General features: G+C 71.8%; 13 protein-coding genes. 7 read left to right on the top strand and 6 right to left on the bottom strand.

Annotation, left to right across the window (positions count from 1 at the left end; all coding sequences use genetic code 11):
• Window positions 1-115 precede the first annotated feature (115 nt).
• Both ABT025_RS10045 and ABT025_RS10040 read right to left on the bottom strand, forming a co-directional pair.
• Window positions 116-1150: a CU044_5270 family protein gene (locus ABT025_RS10045; protein ID WP_350991918.1), complete on the bottom strand. Its 1035-nt coding sequence runs from the start codon at window positions 1148-1150 to the stop codon at window positions 116-118.
• Window positions 1147-1797, bottom strand: coding sequence for an RNA polymerase sigma factor (locus ABT025_RS10040; protein ID WP_350991916.1), 651 nt, complete (start codon window positions 1795-1797; stop codon window positions 1147-1149). Before ABT025_RS10040 ends, ABT025_RS10045 begins: the two co-directional genes overlap by 4 nt.
• Window positions 1798-1910: 113 nt before the next feature.
• Between ABT025_RS10040 and ABT025_RS10035 the strand changes: the two genes are divergently transcribed.
• Window positions 1911-2738, top strand: coding sequence for a MerR family transcriptional regulator (locus ABT025_RS10035; RefSeq protein WP_350991914.1), 828 nt, complete (start codon window positions 1911-1913; stop codon window positions 2736-2738).
• A 224-nt stretch (window positions 2739-2962) separates the two neighbouring features.
• Here the strand turns inward: ABT025_RS10035 and ABT025_RS10030 are convergent, their stop codons facing one another.
• The gene (locus ABT025_RS10030) at window positions 2963-4195 is read right to left on the bottom strand and encodes an amidohydrolase family protein (RefSeq protein ID WP_350991912.1); all 1233 of its coding nucleotides are present in this window, start codon (window positions 4193-4195) and stop codon (window positions 2963-2965) included.
• Between the two features lie 234 nt (window positions 4196-4429).
• Between ABT025_RS10030 and afsR the strand changes: the two genes are divergently transcribed.
• Both afsR and ABT025_RS10020 read left to right on the top strand, forming a co-directional pair.
• A complete protein-coding gene (gene afsR, locus ABT025_RS10025; protein ID WP_350991910.1) occupies window positions 4430-7435 on the top strand; it encodes an SARP-family global regulator AfsR in 3006 nt (1001 codons plus the stop codon).
• Window positions 7436-7645: 210 nt separating this feature from the next.
• On the top strand, window positions 7646-7834 hold the full coding sequence (locus tag ABT025_RS10020) for a hypothetical protein (RefSeq protein ID WP_350991908.1): 189 nt from the start codon (window positions 7646-7648) through the stop codon (window positions 7832-7834).
• A 211-nt stretch (window positions 7835-8045) separates the two neighbouring features.
• Here the strand turns inward: ABT025_RS10020 and ABT025_RS10015 are convergent, their stop codons facing one another.
• Window positions 8046-9599, bottom strand: a complete 1554-nt coding sequence (locus ABT025_RS10015) for a FadD3 family acyl-CoA ligase (protein ID WP_350991906.1) — start codon at window positions 9597-9599, stop codon at window positions 8046-8048.
• A gap of 116 nt (window positions 9600-9715) precedes the next feature.
• On the opposite strand from ABT025_RS10015, the gene ABT025_RS10010 reads away from it, so the two are divergent.
• From ABT025_RS10010 to ABT025_RS10000, 3 genes are read left to right on the top strand one after another with little or no spacing between them, the layout of a single operon-like run.
• Entirely contained in the window at window positions 9716-10864 is a 1149-nt protein-coding gene (locus ABT025_RS10010; protein WP_350991904.1) for a lipid-transfer protein, read from the top strand.
• 13 nt (window positions 10865-10877) lie between these two features.
• Complete coding sequence (locus ABT025_RS10005) at window positions 10878-11318, top strand: Zn-ribbon domain-containing OB-fold protein (protein ID WP_350991902.1); 441 nt, start codon at window positions 10878-10880, stop codon at window positions 11316-11318.
• 6 nt (window positions 11319-11324) lie between these two features.
• A complete protein-coding gene (locus ABT025_RS10000) occupies window positions 11325-12101 on the top strand; it encodes an enoyl-CoA hydratase/isomerase family protein (protein WP_350991900.1) in 777 nt (258 codons plus the stop codon).
• Window positions 12102-12128: 27 nt separating this feature from the next.
• Here the strand turns inward: ABT025_RS10000 and ABT025_RS09995 are convergent, their stop codons facing one another.
• On the bottom strand, window positions 12129-12674 hold the full coding sequence (locus ABT025_RS09995; RefSeq protein ID WP_350991898.1) for a hypothetical protein: 546 nt from the start codon (window positions 12672-12674) through the stop codon (window positions 12129-12131).
• A 246-nt stretch (window positions 12675-12920) separates the two neighbouring features.
• Here ABT025_RS09995 and ABT025_RS09990 point away from each other — a divergent pair, with 246 nt between their 5' ends.
• Window positions 12921-13676 (top strand): hypothetical protein, encoded by a 756-nt coding sequence (locus ABT025_RS09990; protein ID WP_350991896.1) that lies wholly within the window; start codon window positions 12921-12923, stop codon window positions 13674-13676.
• Between the two features lie 533 nt (window positions 13677-14209).
• On the opposite strand, the gene afsK is transcribed toward ABT025_RS09990, so the two are convergent.
• The gene (gene afsK, locus ABT025_RS09985) at window positions 14210-16600 is read right to left on the bottom strand and encodes a protein serine/threonine kinase AfsK (protein WP_350992066.1); all 2391 of its coding nucleotides are present in this window, start codon (window positions 16598-16600) and stop codon (window positions 14210-14212) included.
• Between the last annotated feature and the right edge of the window lie 35 nt (window positions 16601-16635).

The raw sequence follows: 16635 nt of genomic DNA, 5'->3' as shown, positions 1-16635 counted from the left end.
ACGCCCCTTCTTCTGCACCCCTTCTTTGGCGTCACCTCTCGGGTGTCACTTCTCGGGCGTCAGTTCTCGGGCGTCAGTTCTCGGGCGTCACCTCTCGGACGTCAGTTCCAGGGCGTCACTTCTCGGGCGTCTCGTCGCGGCTGTCCACGACGCCGCGGTCGAGCACGGCCTGAAGCTCGGTGACAGTGCCCTTCCTGCCCAGCTCGGTGTCCTGGACCAGGTAGGCGCGCAGACCCAGGTAGTCGTAGCTGTTGGCGTCGAAGACCAGTTCCTTGCGCTCGTGCGTCCGCTCGTCCGTACGGGCCAGCGCCACACCGGGCCGGCCGTCGCCGTCCTGCGCCTTCTCCACCACGACGACGCCCGGGATCTTCGCCGCGGCACGATAGACCGCCGCTCCCGTCTCGGGCGGCAGGATGTTCTCGCGGATCAGGCCGCCCACGTACTCGAAGAGCCACTGGTCGGACGAGCCGGAGTACGCGGCGTCCGCACGGAGCTTCTTCAGCAGCGCGTCGGGGTCGGTGGGCAGCGCCTGGAGCGAGGCGTAGGTCTGGTTCCGCAGGTCCTCCAGGTAGCCCTGGTCCCCGGCGCGCGGAGCCGACCAGATGATGTCGTCGCCCGGCTGCTTGAGCCTGCTCCGGACCTTCTCGGGGTTCTGGGACGTCCAGGACTCGCGGTAGTACGTCTTCAGCCTGAGGGGGTTGCCGACGTCGGCCTGCATGTTGGAGTAGTGCGAGCGCACGTAGACGAACTGGTTCTTGCCGACGCGGGTCGCGGGGCGCTCCGCGGCGTGCTGGGCGACGTTCTCCATCAGTGCTCCGACGCCGTCCGCCGAGGCCACCTCGACCTTGACCACGGGGGCCGCGCTGTAGTGGTACCCGGTGTCGCCGCCCTGCCCGGGACCGGCGAGGAAGGTGAAGGCGAGCGCGCCGGCCGCGACCATGCCGACGGGCACGGCGTACCAGGCGCGGTTGCGGCGCGGCCGCACGGCCGCCTCCGCCTTCTCTGCCCGGTCCTGGACCTGGACCTGGTGGATCTCGTTCATCAAGTGCTCCTTGAGCAGCCGTTGGCGGTCGCCCGGCAGGAACGGTCCGTGCGGCTCGGGCAGCTGCGCCCTGAGCTCTCCCGCAGCCTTCTTCGCGTCGGCACTCATCGGTTCCCCTCCCTTTCGTTCGACCTGACCGCGGTGGCGCGGTCACTTCGGTACTGTCCGGCTGATCCAGGTAGTTCCATGTTTGTTGCGGTTCTTGTGATTCTCGTTGTCTCGTCATCGGTGAGGTCCCTCAGCCGCTTCCGGGCCCGGGAGAGCCGTGAGCGGACCGTCCCGACGGGGACTCCCAGCGCGCGTGCGGCGTCCCGGTAGTCCAGGCCGTCCCAGACGCAGAGCAGGAAGACCTCCCGTTCCTTGGGTCTCAGGCGTCCCAGCGCGGCCTGCGTGGCGGCGAGCTGATCCGCGTCATGGATGCGGCCCACCAGTTCGTCGGCGAAGTCCGGCACGGCGGGCCTGACGGGCATCCGGGTCAGGGCCGCCTCGTGCCTGCGGGCAGCGCGGCGGGTGTTGCGCAGGACGTTGGTCGCGATGCCGAGCAGCCACGGCCTCAGCTCCTCGTCCGACTCCCGCAGGGTCCCGCGCAGCCGCCACGCCTCCAGGAAGGTCAGCGACACGACGTCCTCCGCGCCGGCCCAGTCGCCGGTCGAGCGGACCGCGTACCGGAACACCGTCTGCGCGCAGTCGTCGAAGAGGCCGCCGAACGCGTCCGGGTCACCTGCCCGTATCCGGGCCCTCAAGGAATGCTCCACATCAGGTCCTGTCCGCAGCGGACAGGGAGTTCCCGTGAGCTGGATCACACGCACATCCGGCCCCTGCGATGCTTGACCTTGACGCCGTGTGAGGCCTTGCACTGGGAGACATCATGTTCACCATCGGAGACTTCGCCCGGTACGGGCGGGTGTCGGCCCGGATGCTGCGTCACTACGACGCGGTCGGGCTGCTGCACCCCGACCGTACCGACCCGGCAACCGGCTACCGCTACTACGGCGCCGCCCAGCTCGCCCGGCTCAACCGGATCATCGCCCTCAAGGACCTCGGCTTCACGCTCCAGCAGGTGCGGGCCGTCCTCGACGAGGAGGTGGGCCCGGACGAGCTGCGCGGGATGCTGCGGCTGCGGCGGGTGGAGCTGGAGGCGGCGATGGCGGCGGCGGCCGCCAGGCTGGCCCAGGTCGAGGCGAGGCTCCGGTCGATCGAGAGCGAGGGTCGCATGCCCAGGGAAGATGTTGTGATCAAGAGCGTTCCGGCGGTACGGGTCGCCGAACTGACCGGCGTGGCCGCGGGGTACGAGCCGGAGGACATCACTCCGGTGATCGGCCCGCTGTACGAGCGGCTGTTCCCGCTGCTGGACGAGGCCGGGGTCTCCCCGGCGGGCCCCGGGATCGCCCGGTACGAGGATGCCCCGGACGGCGGCGGCGCGATCGTCGTCCACGCCGGGGTGACGGTCTCGGCGCCGGTGGGGCCGCTGGGTGACACCGGGGTCACGGTGGTCGAGCTGCCGCCGTTCGAGGCGGCGACCATCGTGCACCGGGGCTCGATGGCCGGGATCCTGCCGACGGCCCAGGCCCTGGCCCGGGGGATCGACGCGGGCGGCTACCGCTCGGCGGGATATGCGCGCGAGGTCAATCTGGAGTGCCCCGCGGACGAGGAGAAGTGGGTGACAGAGCTCCAGGAGCCGGTGACCCGGGCCTGAGCGGGAGAGGCCGGGCGGTCCGCGCAAGGCCCCCGCCCGAGCAGGAGAGGCCGGGCGGTCCGCGCAAAACCCCCGCCCGAGCAGGAGGGCCCGGGGCGGTCCGCCCAACGACCACCCCGGGCCTGAGCGGTGGGGGCCGGGGCCGGTCCGCCCAACGACCACCCCGGGTCTCAGCAGGAGGGGCCGGGCCGGTCACCCGAGGACCGCCCCGGCCCCTCCCCCGTTCACGCCCCCGTACCGGGTCCCGCCCACAGCCCGTCGGCGGTCAGCCCGAGCAGGTCGATCGCGTTGCGGCGCACGATGCGGTCCACTACGTCGGCGTCCAGGTGCCCCATCTGCGACTCGCCGACCTCGCGCGACTTGGGCCAGGTCGAGTCGGAGTGCGGGTAGTCCGTCTCGTACAGGACGTTCCCCACCCCGATCGAGTCCAGGTTCTTCAGCCCGAACGCGTCGTCGAAGAAGCAGCCGTAGACGTGCTCGGTGAACAGCTCCGACGGCGGCCGGTGAACCTTGTCGGCCACCCCGCCCCAGCCGCGGTTCTCCTCCCAGACCACGTCGGCGCGTTCCAGGATGTACGGAATCCAGCCGATCTGGCCCTCCGCGTACATGATCCGCAGGTTCGGGAAGCGTTCGAACTTGCCGCTCATCAGCCAGTCGACCATCGAGAAGCAGCAGTTGGCGAAGGTGATGGTGGATCCGACCGCGGGCGGGGCGTCGGCCGAGGTCGACGGCATCTTCGAGGAGGAGCCGATGTGCATCGCGATCACCGTCCCCGTCTCGTCGCAGGCCCGGAGGAACGGATCCCACTCGTCCGTATGAATGGACGGCAGGCCGAGATGCGGAGGTATCTCGGAGAACGCCACGGCCCGCACCCCGCGGGCGGCGTTGCGCCGGACCTCGTCGGCGGCCAGCTGCGCGTCCCAGAGCGGGACCAGGGTGAGCGGGATGAGCCGGCCGTGGGCGTCGGGACCGCACCACTCCTCGACCATCCAGTCGTTGTACGCGCGCACCCCCAGCAGCCCGAGCTCGCGGTCCTTCGCCTCGGTGAAGGTCTGGCCGCAGAAGCGGGGGAAGGTCGGGAAGCAGAGGGCGGACTGGACGTGGTTGACGTCCATGTCGGCGAGCCGCTCGGGCACCGAGAACGAACCGGGACGCATCTGCTCGTAAGTGATGACTTCGAGCTTGATCTCGTCCCGGTCGTAGCCGACGGCGGTGTCGAGCCGGGTGAGCGGGCGGTGCAGATCCTCGTACACCCACCAGTCACCGATCGGCCCGTCGTCCCCCTTGGCACCCATCACAGGCGCGAACTTGCCGCCCATGAAGGTCATTTCCTTGAGCGGCGCCCGGACGATGCGCGGGCCGGAGTCCGCGTACCTGGACGGGAGCCGGTCCCGCCAGACATGAGGGGGCTCCACCGTGTGGTCGTCCACCGAGATGATCTTCGGGAAGGTCTCCATGCGTACCAAGGTAGCGTTGATCTGACGAACCGTCAGCTATCTGGACGGGGCCCCGTTCCACAATCGTTGTCGAGGGCTTGTGCAGAGAGTCACCCGCTGCTGACGCGGCCCCCTTTCACAAGGCAGACTGTTGACGGCGATACCAACGGTATGGAGCAATCCGGATAGCCCCGACGGGATCCGGACATGTGTGACCGTGCCGGGCAGCGCACAGAGCGGGACAAGGAGACAGCAATGGGCCGTGACGACGGGCCACGGGTACGTGTTCCGGAGCAACGCGCCCCGGAGCAGCGGTCGGCGGAACAGCAGCCGGCCGAACAGCTGACAGAGCGGCAGCAGCCGGCGCAGGACACCGGTCTGCGCTTCTCCGTGCTCGGTCCGGTACGAGCGCGGCGGGGCGACGAGACGCTGCCGTCCGGCTCACCGATGCAGCGCGCCCTGCTGACGGCTCTGCTGCTCAGGAGCGGGCGCACCGCCACGGCGGCCGAACTCATCGACGCCATCTGGGGCGAGGACCCGCCCTCCCAGGCACTTGCCGCGGTACGCACGTACGCCTCGCGCCTCCGCAAGACCCTGGGCCCGTCGACCCTGGCGAGCGATTCCGGCGGGTACGCCATGCGGATCGGGCCCGAGGCGCTCGACCTGACCGTGGCCCAGGACCGGGCGGCCGACGCGGAGAAGGCCCGGGCATCGGGTGACCGCAGCCGGGCCAGGACCCTGCTGAACGAGGCGCTGGCCCTGTGGGACGGCGAGGCCCTGGCCTCCGTTCCCGGCCCGTACGCGGAGTACCAGCGCTCCCGGCTGGAGGAGTGGCGGCTCCAGCTCACCGAGACCCGCCTCGACCTGGACCTGGAGGTCGGCTGCCACGCGGAGGCGGTCTCCGAACTCACCGCACTGACCGCCGCGCACCCGCTGCGCGAACGGCTGCGCGAACTCCTGATGGTCGCCCTGTACCGCAGCGGCCGCCAGGCCGAGGCCCTCGCCGTCTACGCCGACACCCGGCGGCTGCTCGCCGAGGAACTGGGCGTCGACCCGCGGCCCGAACTCTCCGCGCTCCAGCAGCGCATCCTGCGGGCCGACGAGGAACTGGCCCGCCCCGCCGACGAACCCGCCCCGGCCGCCGCACCGGTCCGCCCGGCGCAGCTCCCGGCGACGGTCCCCGACTTCACGGGCCGCTCCGCCTTCGTCCGGGAACTGGGCAACCGCCTCGCCACCGCGGAGGCCTCGGTCATGGCCGTCTCCGCCCTCGCCGGCATCGGCGGCGTCGGCAAGACGACCCTCGCCGTGCACGTCGCCCACCAGGCCCGCCGGCACTTCCCCGACGGCCAGCTGTACGTCGACCTCCAGGGCGCGGGCTCCCGCGCCGCGGAGCCGGAGACGGTCCTCGGCGCCTTCCTGCGCGCCCTGGGCACTGCGGACTCGGCGATCCCCGACTCCCTCGACGAACGCGCCGCGCTCTACCGCTCCACGCTCGACGGCCGCCGCATCCTGGTCCTCCTGGACAACGCCCACGACGCGGCCCAGATCCGCCCCCTGCTCCCCGGCACGGAGGGCTGCGCGGCCCTGGTCACCAGCCGGGTCCGCATGGTCGACCTGGCGGGCGCGCATCTGGTCGACCTGGACGTGATGTCGCCCGAGGAGGCGCTCCAGCTCTTCACCCGCATCGCGGGCGAGGAGCGCACCAACTCCGAGCGCGAGGCCGCCCTCGACGTGGTCGCCGCCTGCGGCTTCCTCCCCCTCGCCATCCGCATCGCGGCCTCCCGCCTGGCGGCCCGCCGCACCTGGACGGTCTCGGTCCTGGCCGCGAAGCTCGCGGACGAACGCCGCCGCCTGGACGAGCTCCAGGCGGGCGACCTCGCGGTGAAGGCCACGTTCGAACTCGGCTACGGCCAGCTGGAACCGGCCCAGGCCCGCGCCTTCCGCCTCCTGGGCCTCGCGGACGGCCCGGACATCTCCCTGGCGGCAGCGGCGGCCCTGCTGAACCTGGAGGTGCACACGGCGGAGGACCTCCTGGAGGCCCTGGTCGACACGTCCCTCGTGGAGTCGGCGGCCCCGGGCCGCTACCGCTACCACGACCTGGTCCGCCTGTACGCGCGCTCGTGCGCGGAGCGGGACGAGGAGGCGCCGGAGGAGCGGGAGCAGGCGCTGTCGCGGCTGCTGGACTTCTATCTGGCGACCGTCGCGTGCGTCAGCGCCATGGAGAAGCCGGGCGACACTCTCGTCGATCACCTCTCGCCCACCTCCTACAGCGGCCTGACCTTCTCCAGCCGGCGCGATGCCCAGGACTGGCTCTACGCCGAGGCAGGGACCCTGCTGGCGTGCGCCCGTCAGTCTGCAGGCGGGCGGACACTGCCCCACGCCATCGATCTGTTGTGGGTTGCAATCGAGCTGGCCGAGTCGGGAGCGAACTCCAAGGAGTACGAAGCAACGGTCATCGCAGCCTGCAAGGCGGCGGAACTGGCCGGCGACGCCAAGTCCGAGGGCAGGGCCCTCATCACTCTGGCCAATGTGCACCATGTCTCCGGTCGCTTCGACCTGGTCGACCACGAATGCCGACGGGCGTTGCAGCTCTCCGCAGTCGCGCAGGACCCCCTCCCGGCATGCTGGGCGTCGAACCTGCTCGGCATCATCGCGCTCTACGAGAACCGGCACGCGGAGGGCGAAGAGCATCTGACGCGCGCCATAGCCCACTTCCGTGATGTCGGGGACCGCCCTGGGGAGGCCGCTGCGCTGTGCAACCTGTCGCGTGTTCACCTGGCGATGGGGCGGACGGCCACCGCCGTATCGCTCGCAGAACAGGGAACAGCGATGTACGACGAGATGGACCACGCGCTCAAAGGCGCCAACGGGCGCTACGCGTTGGGGCTCGCACTTACTCAGAGCGGACAGCTGGATGCTGCCGCGGACAGCCTGAGGGAGGCGTACCAGGTCTTCAAGGACAGCCGGCAGCGGCTGTACGAGGGCATGGCGCTGTTCCGCCTCGCAGAGGTCGATATCGCGGCCCGGCGCCCGGCCCGGGCTGCCGCCAACTCCGAGATCGCGCTCACCGTTCTCCGGGGCATAGGAGGGGAATGGCGGCGTGCCAATGTCCTGACCGTCCTCGGGAGGTCGCTGTCCGGTATCGGGCAGACCGACCGCGCGAAGGTCTGCTGGCGCGAGGCCCTGACCATCTTCGAGACGCTCGGCTCCCCCGAGGCCGCCGATGTGCGAAGCCTGCTCAACCCGGCAGAAGTCGCCTGACCGTTTCCGGACGGGACGTTCATCATTCGTTTATCGCCACACGGCACTCTCTACCTAGTCGATCCGTCGCGTCGGGGGGCAGACGGGGCGACAGCCGGCCGTAGCACTAATGTGAGCGGCCCCGACAGGCCCGTCCGGCAGTCCACGGGGGAACAGCCGGACGGGCCTTGCCGACCCAGCACGCCGAATCACTAACGGGAGTAGACGATCATGGCCGACGCACAGAGCAACGAGCCGATCATCAAGCCGCTCAACACCCACGCCACCAGCGAGCCGGCGAACATTCTGGGCAAGGACGGCCAGCTGAAGCCGCTCAACACCCACGCCACCACGGCGCCGGAGGGTGAGGCGGAGGACAAGACCGACAACACCCACGCCACGAGCGAGCCGGCCAACTAGAGCTGCAATTCGACGGGGTACGGGGGGAGTGGCCGCGGCGGCGCGGAGGGGGAGCCGTCGCGGCCGCTGCACGTCCGAGTGCGGCCGGTCCACGCGATCACGTCAGTGTTCGGCCACTTCCCGTCAGAGGGCTGCCGTCATCGCCCCCTCTGCCCTCAGCGTCACTTCACGTCCGGAAGCCCGCTCGGGAGTCCGGCGCGGGCTGAGCGCATCAGCGCCCCCGCAGCTCCCCCTTCACCACCTTGCCGCTCGCGTTGCGCGGGAGCTCGCTGACGAACTCCACCGCCCTCGGCACCTTGTAGTTCGCCATCTCCCGCCGTGACCACGCGATCAGGTCGTCCGCCGTCACCGTGGCGCCCGGCCGGCGCACCGCGTACGCCTTGCCGACCTCCCCCAGGCGGGGGTCGGGGATGCCGATCACCGCGACGTCCGCGACGTCCGGGTGCAGGCCCAGGAGCTGTTCGATCTCCGCCGGGTAGGCGTTGAAGCCGCCGACGATGAACATGTCCTTGATCCGGTCCGTGATCCTGAGGTTGCCGTCCTCGTCGAGGATCCCCACGTCACCGGTGTGCAGCCAGCCGTCCGAGGTGATGGTGGCCGCCGTCGTCTCCGGGTCCTCGAAGTAGCCGCTCATCACGTTGAAGCCGCGGACCAGGATCTCGCCCGGGGTGCCGGGGGCGGCCAGGACGCGGAGTTCCGTGCCGGGGATCGCCCGGCCCGAGGTGGAGGCGATGACCTCCGCCGGGTCGCTGCGGCGGCACATCGTGACGATGCCGCTCGCCTCGGAGAGGCCGTAGGCGGTCAGGACCGTGGTGATGTCGAGTTCCGCGCGCAGGCGTTCGACCAGTTGGAGGGGGACGACCGCCGCCCCCGTCACCACCAGGCGCAGAGCCGAGAGGTCGTGGGTCGCACGGGCCGGGTGGTCCAGGAGGGACTGGTGGAGCGTGGGCGGGCCCGGGAGGACCGAGATGCGTTCGGCCGCGATGTTGGCGAGGACCGTGTCCACGTTGAAGACCGGCTGCGGGATCATGGTCGCGCCCCGCATCAGGCACGCGATGATGCCCGCCTTGTAGCCGAAGGTGTGGAAGAACGGGTTCACGATCAGATAGCGGTCGCCCTCGCGCAGACCGGCCAGCTCGCTCCAGATCGCATAGCAGCGCAGGGTCTGCGCGTGACTGATGACGGCGCCCTTGGGGCGGCCCGTGGTGCCCGAGGTGTAGATGATGTCGGAGGGGGAGGACGAGGCGATGGTGTCGGCCCGTTCGCGTACCTGCGACGCCGATATCCCCTCCCCCGACGCCAGGAAGTCCTTCCAGGTCACGTAGTCGTCGGGCGCGGAGTCCGCGAGCACCACCACCTTGTCGAGGTGCGGGAGTTCGACCTCGGACCGGCGCAGGGACGCCACGTACGACGTACCGAGGAAGGTGCCCGTGACGAAGAGCAGTTTCGCGCGGCTCTGCTCCAGTACGTACGCCGCCTCCGTGCCCTTGAAGCGGGTGTTGAGCGGGACCAGGACCGCGCCGGCCGTCACCGCGCCCAGCGCGGAGACGATCCAGTCCGCGGTGTTGGGCGCCCAGACCGCGACCCGGTCCCCCGGCTCCACGCCCGAGGCCATGCACGCGGCGGCGGCCCGCTCCACTCGTTCGCCGAGTTCCGTGTACGTGATCCTGGTGCGGCCGTCGACCACCGCCTCCCGGTCCCCGTACCGCCCGGCCGCCGCCCGTACCAGATTCGGGACGGTGGACCATTCCTCGTCGCCGCGCATCTCGTGCCCTCCCGTCGTCGAACCGGAACGCCGTAGCCGCCCCGTAGCTGACTATCCGTCAGATTAGCTGTAGCCTCCTCCGCTGTCAGCAGTCATGACGGTCTCGGAGGTGGCGGGTGGCGACGCTCAAGGACAAGGCAGCGATAGCCGGTATCGGGCAGACGGAGTTCGCGAAACATCTGCCCGAGTCCGAGAAGACCCTGGCGTGCCGGGCGATCATCGCGGCGCTCGACGACGCGGGCATCGCCGCGTCGGAGGTGGACGCGTTCGCCTCGTACACGATGGAGGAGACCGACGAGGTCGAGGTGGCCAAGACGATCGGCGCCGGTGACGTCACCTTCTTCAGCAAGGTGGGGTACGGGGGTGGTGGTTCCTGCGCGACCCTCGCGCATCTGGCGGCCGCCGTCGCCACGGGACAGGCGAGCGTGGGCGTCGCCTGGCGGTCGCGGAAGCGCGGGTCGGGGCCGCGGCCCTGGAAGAACACCGCCGTGCAGCTGCCCACCCCCGCCCAGTGGACCCGGCCCTACGGGCTGCTGCGGCCCGCCGACGAGATCGGGATGCTCGCCCGGCGGTACATGCACGAGTACGGCGCGACCCGCGACCACCTCTTCAACGTCGCGCTCGCCTGCCGCAACCGCGCCAACCAGAACCCGGCCGCGGTGATGTACGAACGCCCGCTGACCCGCGACATGTATATGACCTCGCGCTGGATCAGCGAGCCGCTCTGCCTCTTCGACAACTGCCTGGAGACGGACGGTGCGCTGGCCTGCGTGATCGTCTCCGCCGAACGGGCCCGCGACTGCCGGCAGAAGCCCGTCTACCTCCACTCCGTCGCCCAGGGACTGCCCGCCCAGCACCACGGGATGGTCAACTACTGGAACGACGACCCGCTCACCGGCCCCGCCTGGACGGCGGCCCGACAGCTCTGGAAGCAGGCCGACTTCGGGCCCGAGGACGTCGATGTCGCCCAGATCTACGACGCGTTCACCCCGCTCATCCCGCTCTCCCTGGAGGGGTACGGATTCTGCGGGCGCGGCGAGGGCGCCGCGTTCACCGAGGGCGGGGCGCTGGAGAGCGGTGGGCGGCTGCCGATCAACACGGGCGGCGGCGGGCTCAGCGAGGGGTACGTGCACGGCTTCAACCTCATCAACGAGGGCGTGAAGCAGCTGCGCGGCATCTCCACCGCCCAGGTCCCGGACGCCTCGACCTGCCTGGTCACCGCCGGGGAGGGCGTCCCCACGTCCGCCGTACTGCTGAGGAACTGAGGAGCTGACCGACATGGATGGACTGCTGCTGCCCGTCGTCGACGAGGACGGCGCCCCCTTCTGGGAGTACGCCGCCCGCGGCGAACTGCGCGTCCAGGCGTGCGCCGCCCCCGACTGCGGGCGGCTCCGCTTCCCGCCCCGGCCGTGCTGCCCGCACTGCCAGTCGTTCGAGAGCGAGTGGCGGGTGATGAGCGGACGCGGCCGCATCTGGTCGTACGTACTGCCGCACCCGCCCCTGCTGCCCGCGTACGCCGCCCAGGCCCCGTACAACGCCGTGATCGTCGAGCTGGCCGACGCCCCGGAGATCCGGCTGGTCGGCAACGTGGTCAGCGGGCCCGACGCACCGCTGGACTCCGTCGATCCGGCGCGGCTGCGGATCGGGGCGGCGGTGAAGGCGGTCTTCTGCCCCGCCTCCCCCGACGCGACCCTGGTCCGCTGGCTGCTGGAGCGGTGAGCGCGGATGGCGCTGCGTACGGAGACGGACAAGGAGACCGGGGTGGCTCTGCTCACCCTGGACCGGCCGGAGAAACACAACGCGATCGATCTCGCGACCGCCGCCGAACTCACCGCCGCCTGGCGGGCGTTCCGGTTCGACGACGAGGTGCGGGCCGTCGTGGTCACCGGGGCCGGCGGGCGGGCGTTCTGCACCGGCATCGACCGGGGTGCGGACGTCCCGCAGCCCTCGTCCCCGTACACGATCGACGATCCGCTGCTCGCGATCGGGCCGAAGGCCAACGACCTGTGGAAGCCGGTGATCGCGGCCGTGGAGGGGATGGCCTGCGGCGGGGCCTTCTACCTGCTGGGCGAGGCGGAGTTCGTCATCGCGTCCGAGGAGGCGACGTTCTTCGATCCGCACACCACGTACGGCATGGTCAGCGCGTACGAGGCGATCGCCATGGCCCAGCGGATGCCGTTCGGCGAGGTGGCCCGGATGTCCCTGATGGGGACGGCGGAGCGGGTCACGGCCCGGCGCGCTTACGAGACCGGTCTGGTCAGCGAGGTGACGCCGCCCGGCGGCGCGGTGGCGGCGGCGCTGCGGGCGGCGGCGGTCATCGCCTCGTACCCGACGGGTGGAGTCCAGGGGACGGTGAGGGCGCTCTGGTCCGCGAAGGAGGCGGCCCGGGCGCAGGCCTTCGCCCACGCCCCGCACCTGATCGCGCTCGGGAACCTGGCACCGGAGCAGCAGGCGGAGCTGTTCGAGGGGCGGGGCGGGGGCGGTGAATTCCGGTTGCGGTGAAGGTGGTGCGGCCGGCGCCGGTGCCGGTCAGTAGCTCAGCTCGGCGGTGACCGAGCACTTCTTCACCCGGGAGACCTTGCTCGGGTGGACCATGCGGACGGAGACCGTCTTCGTCTCGCCGCTGTCCGCCTCCACGGTCGCCTCACCCGTGTCGACGGTGTTGCCGACCGCGTCGAGGAACGTCACGTCGACCTCGTACGTGTGGCTGCCGAGCGCGTTCGCGGTGAGCCGCACGGTGGAGCTGGTGACGGCCTTGCGCTTGCCCTTGCGGGGGGCCGCGCAGCGGAAGACGTACGCCTGCGGGGCGTCCGTCGCGGTGGCGGTGGGGGTCGGGGTGCCGTACGTGGAGCCGGAGGAGCCGCTCGACGAGCTGTAGTCGTCATCGTCGTCGTAGTCGGTGTCGTGGTACGTGCCGTTGCTCTTCTTGGAGTTGGAGCACCCACCGCCGCTGCTGCTGCTCGACTTGCTCTTCCCGCTCCGGCTCTTGCCGCCCTTGCTGCCGCTGCTGAACCCGGTGAGGGCGAGTACCACCGCCACCAGGACCACTGTGAGCTTCACGTGTTGCCGCACCATCGGTACGTCCCCCTTGTGTTGTCCCTCTTGCGTGCTGCGGGCCGGCCGGGCTGCCGGACGGCCGCGCGACACCGTAGCGCACAGCATGGCGGGCCCCGCCCGGCAGTCCGGTCATGCCCCTGTCACGGTCTCGTCATCATCTGTCTGGTGGCGAGGGGCATGGCCCCGGCGTAGCGTCGAGTCGAGAGCGGTGATGATCCGCGTCACCGGCCGGCGGCGCCGCTCACGCCTGCGGGAGGTCCGGAGATGATCCGCAACGTCCTCGGCTCGATCGTCGCTCTCCTAGGAGCGGCGGCCGCCGTGCTGAGCCCCTTCCGTGACTGGTACGACGGCCGCCTCGGGCGGTACTACGGGGTCGACGACCTGTTCACCGGCGTCACCGGGGCGCACCCCGCCGTGCTCGGTTCGATCCTGCTGCCCTTCCTCTTCGCCGCGGTCCTGGCGGTGGTGGGCGTGGTGCTCCGCTTCCGGCCGATGGTCGCCCTGGCGGGCGTGCTGGTACTCGGGTTCACGGTGCTGTGGATGGTGCGCCAGGGGCAGGCGGAGGGAAGCCTGACGGTCGCGGGCGACGGTTCCGGACTGCAGCAGGGGGTGGCCGGCGCGGCGGGCGGTGGCGTGCTGCTTCTGCTGGGAGCGGCGCTGATGTCGGGTCGGGGCGCGCGGCGTGACCGGCTCGAGAAGCCGTACGAGGCGCCGGGGTCCGCCGCTCCCGATACATGGCCGCCCACGCGCGAGCCGGGCCCCTCGGTCCAGACGAGTCCCTGGCCGGAGCCGGAGGTGGACCCGTATGTGGGTCCGGGGCCGTCGTCGGGTCCGCCTTCGGGTCCGTCCGGGCCGCCGTCGGCTTCGTCGTCGAGCTCGCCGTCCGGGCCGCCGCGTGATCCCGACACCGAGCCGACCGCGACATACCCGGTCCAGGACCCGCCCGACCGGCCGGACAGATCAAGCCCGTCCGGCGATCGAGGCGAAGCAGCAACCGACCCAAGCCCGTCCGGCGATTGAGGACGAAGCGGCACCCGGGCGCACCCGGCCCCCATCTGTACCGGCCTCCCCATCCCCGGTTCCGTCCTCAAACGCCGGACGGGCTTGAGCGGTCGGCCAAGCCCCGGACAGGCTGGGTGGGTCGGCCGAGCCCGGCCGGGAAGACCTACGCACGGGCCCTGTTGCCCGTGCCCGTCCCTTCCAAGCCCGTCCGGCGATCGAGGCGAAGCAGCAACCGACCCAAGCCCGTCCGGCGATTGAGGACGAAGCGGCACCCGGGCGCACCCGGCCCCCATCTGTACCGGCCTCCCCATCCCCGGTTCCGTCCTCAAACGCCGGACGGGCTTGAGTGGTCGGCCAAGCCCCGGACAGGCTGGGTGGGTCGGCCAAGCCCCGCACCAGCCGGAGTGGTCGGCCAAGCCCAGGACGGGCTGGAGGGGTCGACCGGCCACGCCCGGGACGGGCCAGGCTGGTCGGCCGAACCCCGGACAGGCCAGGCTGGGGCCAGGCCCCGCACCAGCCGGAGTGGTCGGCCGAGCCCGGGCCGGGAAGGCCTACGCGCGGGCCCTGTTACCCGTGCCCGTGCCCTTCAGCGCGTCCAGCGCGTACACGCAGCGGTCCTTGCTGCACGCGTAGACCACCCCGCCCTGCGCCACCGGCGAACCCGTGATCTCGCCGCCCGTGGCGAGCTTCCAGCGGAGCTGGCCGCCCGCCGCGTCCAGCGTGTACAGGACGTGGTCGGCGGAGCCGAAGTGGACCCGGCCGTCGGCGACGACCGGTGCGCCCACGACCTCGCCGCCCGCGGCGAACCGCCACTTCGGGGTGCCCGTCACCGCGTCCAGCGTGTACAGCGCGCTGCCGCTGCCGACGTGCACGTTGCCCGCCACCACCAGCACCGGCTCGATCGACTGGCGGGACTCCGTGGCGATGCGCCAGCGGTCCTTGCCGGTCGAGGCGTCCAGCGCGTACACCGTGCCGAGGTAGTCCGCGAGGTACACCCCGCCGCCGGTGACGGCCGGGCCGGGGGCGAAGGCGGGCGGCGAGAGGAAGACCGCCGGTGACTCGAAGTGCCAGCGCACACGCCCGGAGCCGATGTCCACGGCGAGGACCCGGGTCCCCGCGGAGACGTACACATAGCCGTCCGGTGCCGGGGTCACCCGGACCGGAACCCCGCCGCAGGACGCCGCGTCGCCGACCGGGTAGGACCAGCGCTCGGTGCCGGTACGGGCGTCGACGGCCCGCAGCCGGGCGTCCTGCCAGAGGTAGACCGTGCCGTCGTGGAGGGCCGGTCCGGCCTCCGCGTTCTCGAAGTCCGTCTGCGCGCCGGTGGTCTCCCACAGCTTCTCGCCCGTGGACGCCTCCCACGCCTGCACGCCGCCGCCCCGGGTACCGGTGACGACCGTGCCGCGCTCGGCCTTCAGGGAGTACACCCACGCGTCGGTCTGCAACCGCCACCGCTCGCTGCCGCTCGTCGCATCCAGGGCGTAGAGCGACGGCCCGTCGGAGGCGAGGATGCTGCCGCCGTCCACGGCCATCGCCCAGGCCACGTCACGGGTCTTGAACTGGCGCCGCCCGTTGCCGGTGTCCAGCGCGTGCACCTCGAAGGAGGTGACGTACAGCAGGTCGCCGACGACGACGGGGGTCCCCCACACGTCGTTCGACATCCGGAACCGCCAGGGCCGCCAGCGCCCCGGGCCGGCGGGGGCGCCGTCGGGCGCGTGCGCCGGGGCGGGCACGGGGGCGGTCGGGGCTGTCGGGGCGGCGACCACCCCGTTCACCCCGGCGGGCGGGCGCACCCAGCCGGTCGCCGGACCGGCTTCGGCGGCGGCCGCCGAAGCGCGTACGTCCTGGGCGCGCGGACCGGGACCGATCGGCACATGCGCGCCGGGCAGCCGCACCGGACCGCCTGCGTCGGGTGCCTGCACAGGCGGGGCGGCGGGCGGGCTCGCTCCGGTGCCGCTGCGCCATGCGTTGTCCCAGTCGGAGGCCGGCGGCTGCGGGGGCGGCGCCACCGGTACGGGCGGAGCGGGCGGCGCGGCGGCGACCGCGCGGCCGCCGCCGCGGCGCTGTTCGATCATCTCGGTGGCGGCCTCCGGCAGCCATGCCGACGCCGTACCGCTGTCGTCGCTGCCGGAGGCGAAGAGGTGCGGGGAGAGCTGGGCCTGCAGCTCGGCGGGGGTGGGCCGCAGCGAGGCGTCCATCTGCATGCACGACTCGATCAGCGACCGCAGGTCGTCGGGCAGACCGCTGACGTCGGGGCCCTCGCGCAGCAGCATGAAGACCGTCTCGACCGGGTTGGCCCCGTGGAACGGGGCATGGCCGGTCGCGGCGAAGACGAGCGTCGAGCCGAGCGAGAAGATGTCGCTGGCGCCGGTGACGCTGCGCGAGTCCCTCGCCTGCTCGGGCGACATGTACGCGGGCGTGCCCACGGCGACGTTCGTCATGGTGAGCCGGGTGTTGGAGACACCGGACGCGATCCCGAAGTCGATCACCCGGGGACCGTCCTCGACGACGAGCACGTTGGACGGCTTCATGTCGCGGTGGACGAGCTTCGCCCCGTGGATGGACTGCAGGGCCTCCGCGATGCCCGCCGCCAGCCAGCGCACGGCCTGGGTCGGCATGGGCCCGCACTCATTCACTATCTCTTCGAGCGAGGGTGCCGGCACGTAGGCCGTGGCGAGCCAGGGCACGGCGGCGCGCGGGTCGGCGTCGACCACGGCGGCCGTGTAGAAGCCGCTGACGGCGCGGGCGGCCTCCACCTCACGCGTGAAGCGGACCCGGAACAGCTGGTCCTCGGCCAGTTCCGTACGGACCGTCTTGATCGCCACCCGCCGGCCGGACGCCGAGCGGGCGAGATAGACCAGCCCCATGCCGCCGGCCCCGAGCCGTCCCAGCACCTCGAACGGGCCGATCCGCCTCGGGTCGTGCTGCGTCAGCTGCTCCACCACTTGCCTGCCACCTCCCCGTACGGACCTCCGTG

The organism is Streptomyces sp. NPDC002809, from assembly GCF_040295435.1.
Classification (GTDB): Bacteria; Actinomycetota; Actinomycetes; order Streptomycetales; family Streptomycetaceae; genus Streptomyces.
Note: the sequence above shows the minus strand (reverse complement) of the source record. Positions and strands in the feature narration are given on the sequence as shown.

Bases quoted from the DNA above. Each gene is read 5' to 3' on its own strand.
- ABT025_RS10020 (WP_350991908.1), top strand. From the start codon at position 7,646: ATGGCCGACGCACAGAGCAACGAGCCGATCATCAAGCCGCTCAACACC.
- ABT025_RS09990 (WP_350991896.1), top strand. From the start codon at position 12,921: ATGATCCGCAACGTCCTCGGCTCGATCGTCGCTCTCCTAGGAGCGGCG.
- ABT025_RS10000 (WP_350991900.1), top strand. From the start codon at position 11,325: ATGGCGCTGCGTACGGAGACGGACAAGGAGACCGGGGTGGCTCTGCTC.
- ABT025_RS10030 (WP_350991912.1), bottom strand. From the start codon at position 4,195: ATGGAGACCTTCCCGAAGATCATCTCGGTGGACGACCACACGGTGGAG.
- afsR (WP_350991910.1), top strand. From the start codon at position 4,430: ATGGGCCGTGACGACGGGCCACGGGTACGTGTTCCGGAGCAACGCGCC.
- ABT025_RS10015 (WP_350991906.1), bottom strand. From the start codon at position 9,599: ATGCGCGGCGACGAGGAATGGTCCACCGTCCCGAATCTGGTACGGGCG.
- ABT025_RS10035 (WP_350991914.1), top strand. From the start codon at position 1,911: ATGTTCACCATCGGAGACTTCGCCCGGTACGGGCGGGTGTCGGCCCGG.
- ABT025_RS10045 (WP_350991918.1), bottom strand. From the start codon at position 1,150: ATGAGTGCCGACGCGAAGAAGGCTGCGGGAGAGCTCAGGGCGCAGCTG.
- ABT025_RS10005 (WP_350991902.1), top strand. From the start codon at position 10,878: ATGGATGGACTGCTGCTGCCCGTCGTCGACGAGGACGGCGCCCCCTTC.
- ABT025_RS09995 (WP_350991898.1), bottom strand. From the start codon at position 12,674: ATGGTGCGGCAACACGTGAAGCTCACAGTGGTCCTGGTGGCGGTGGTA.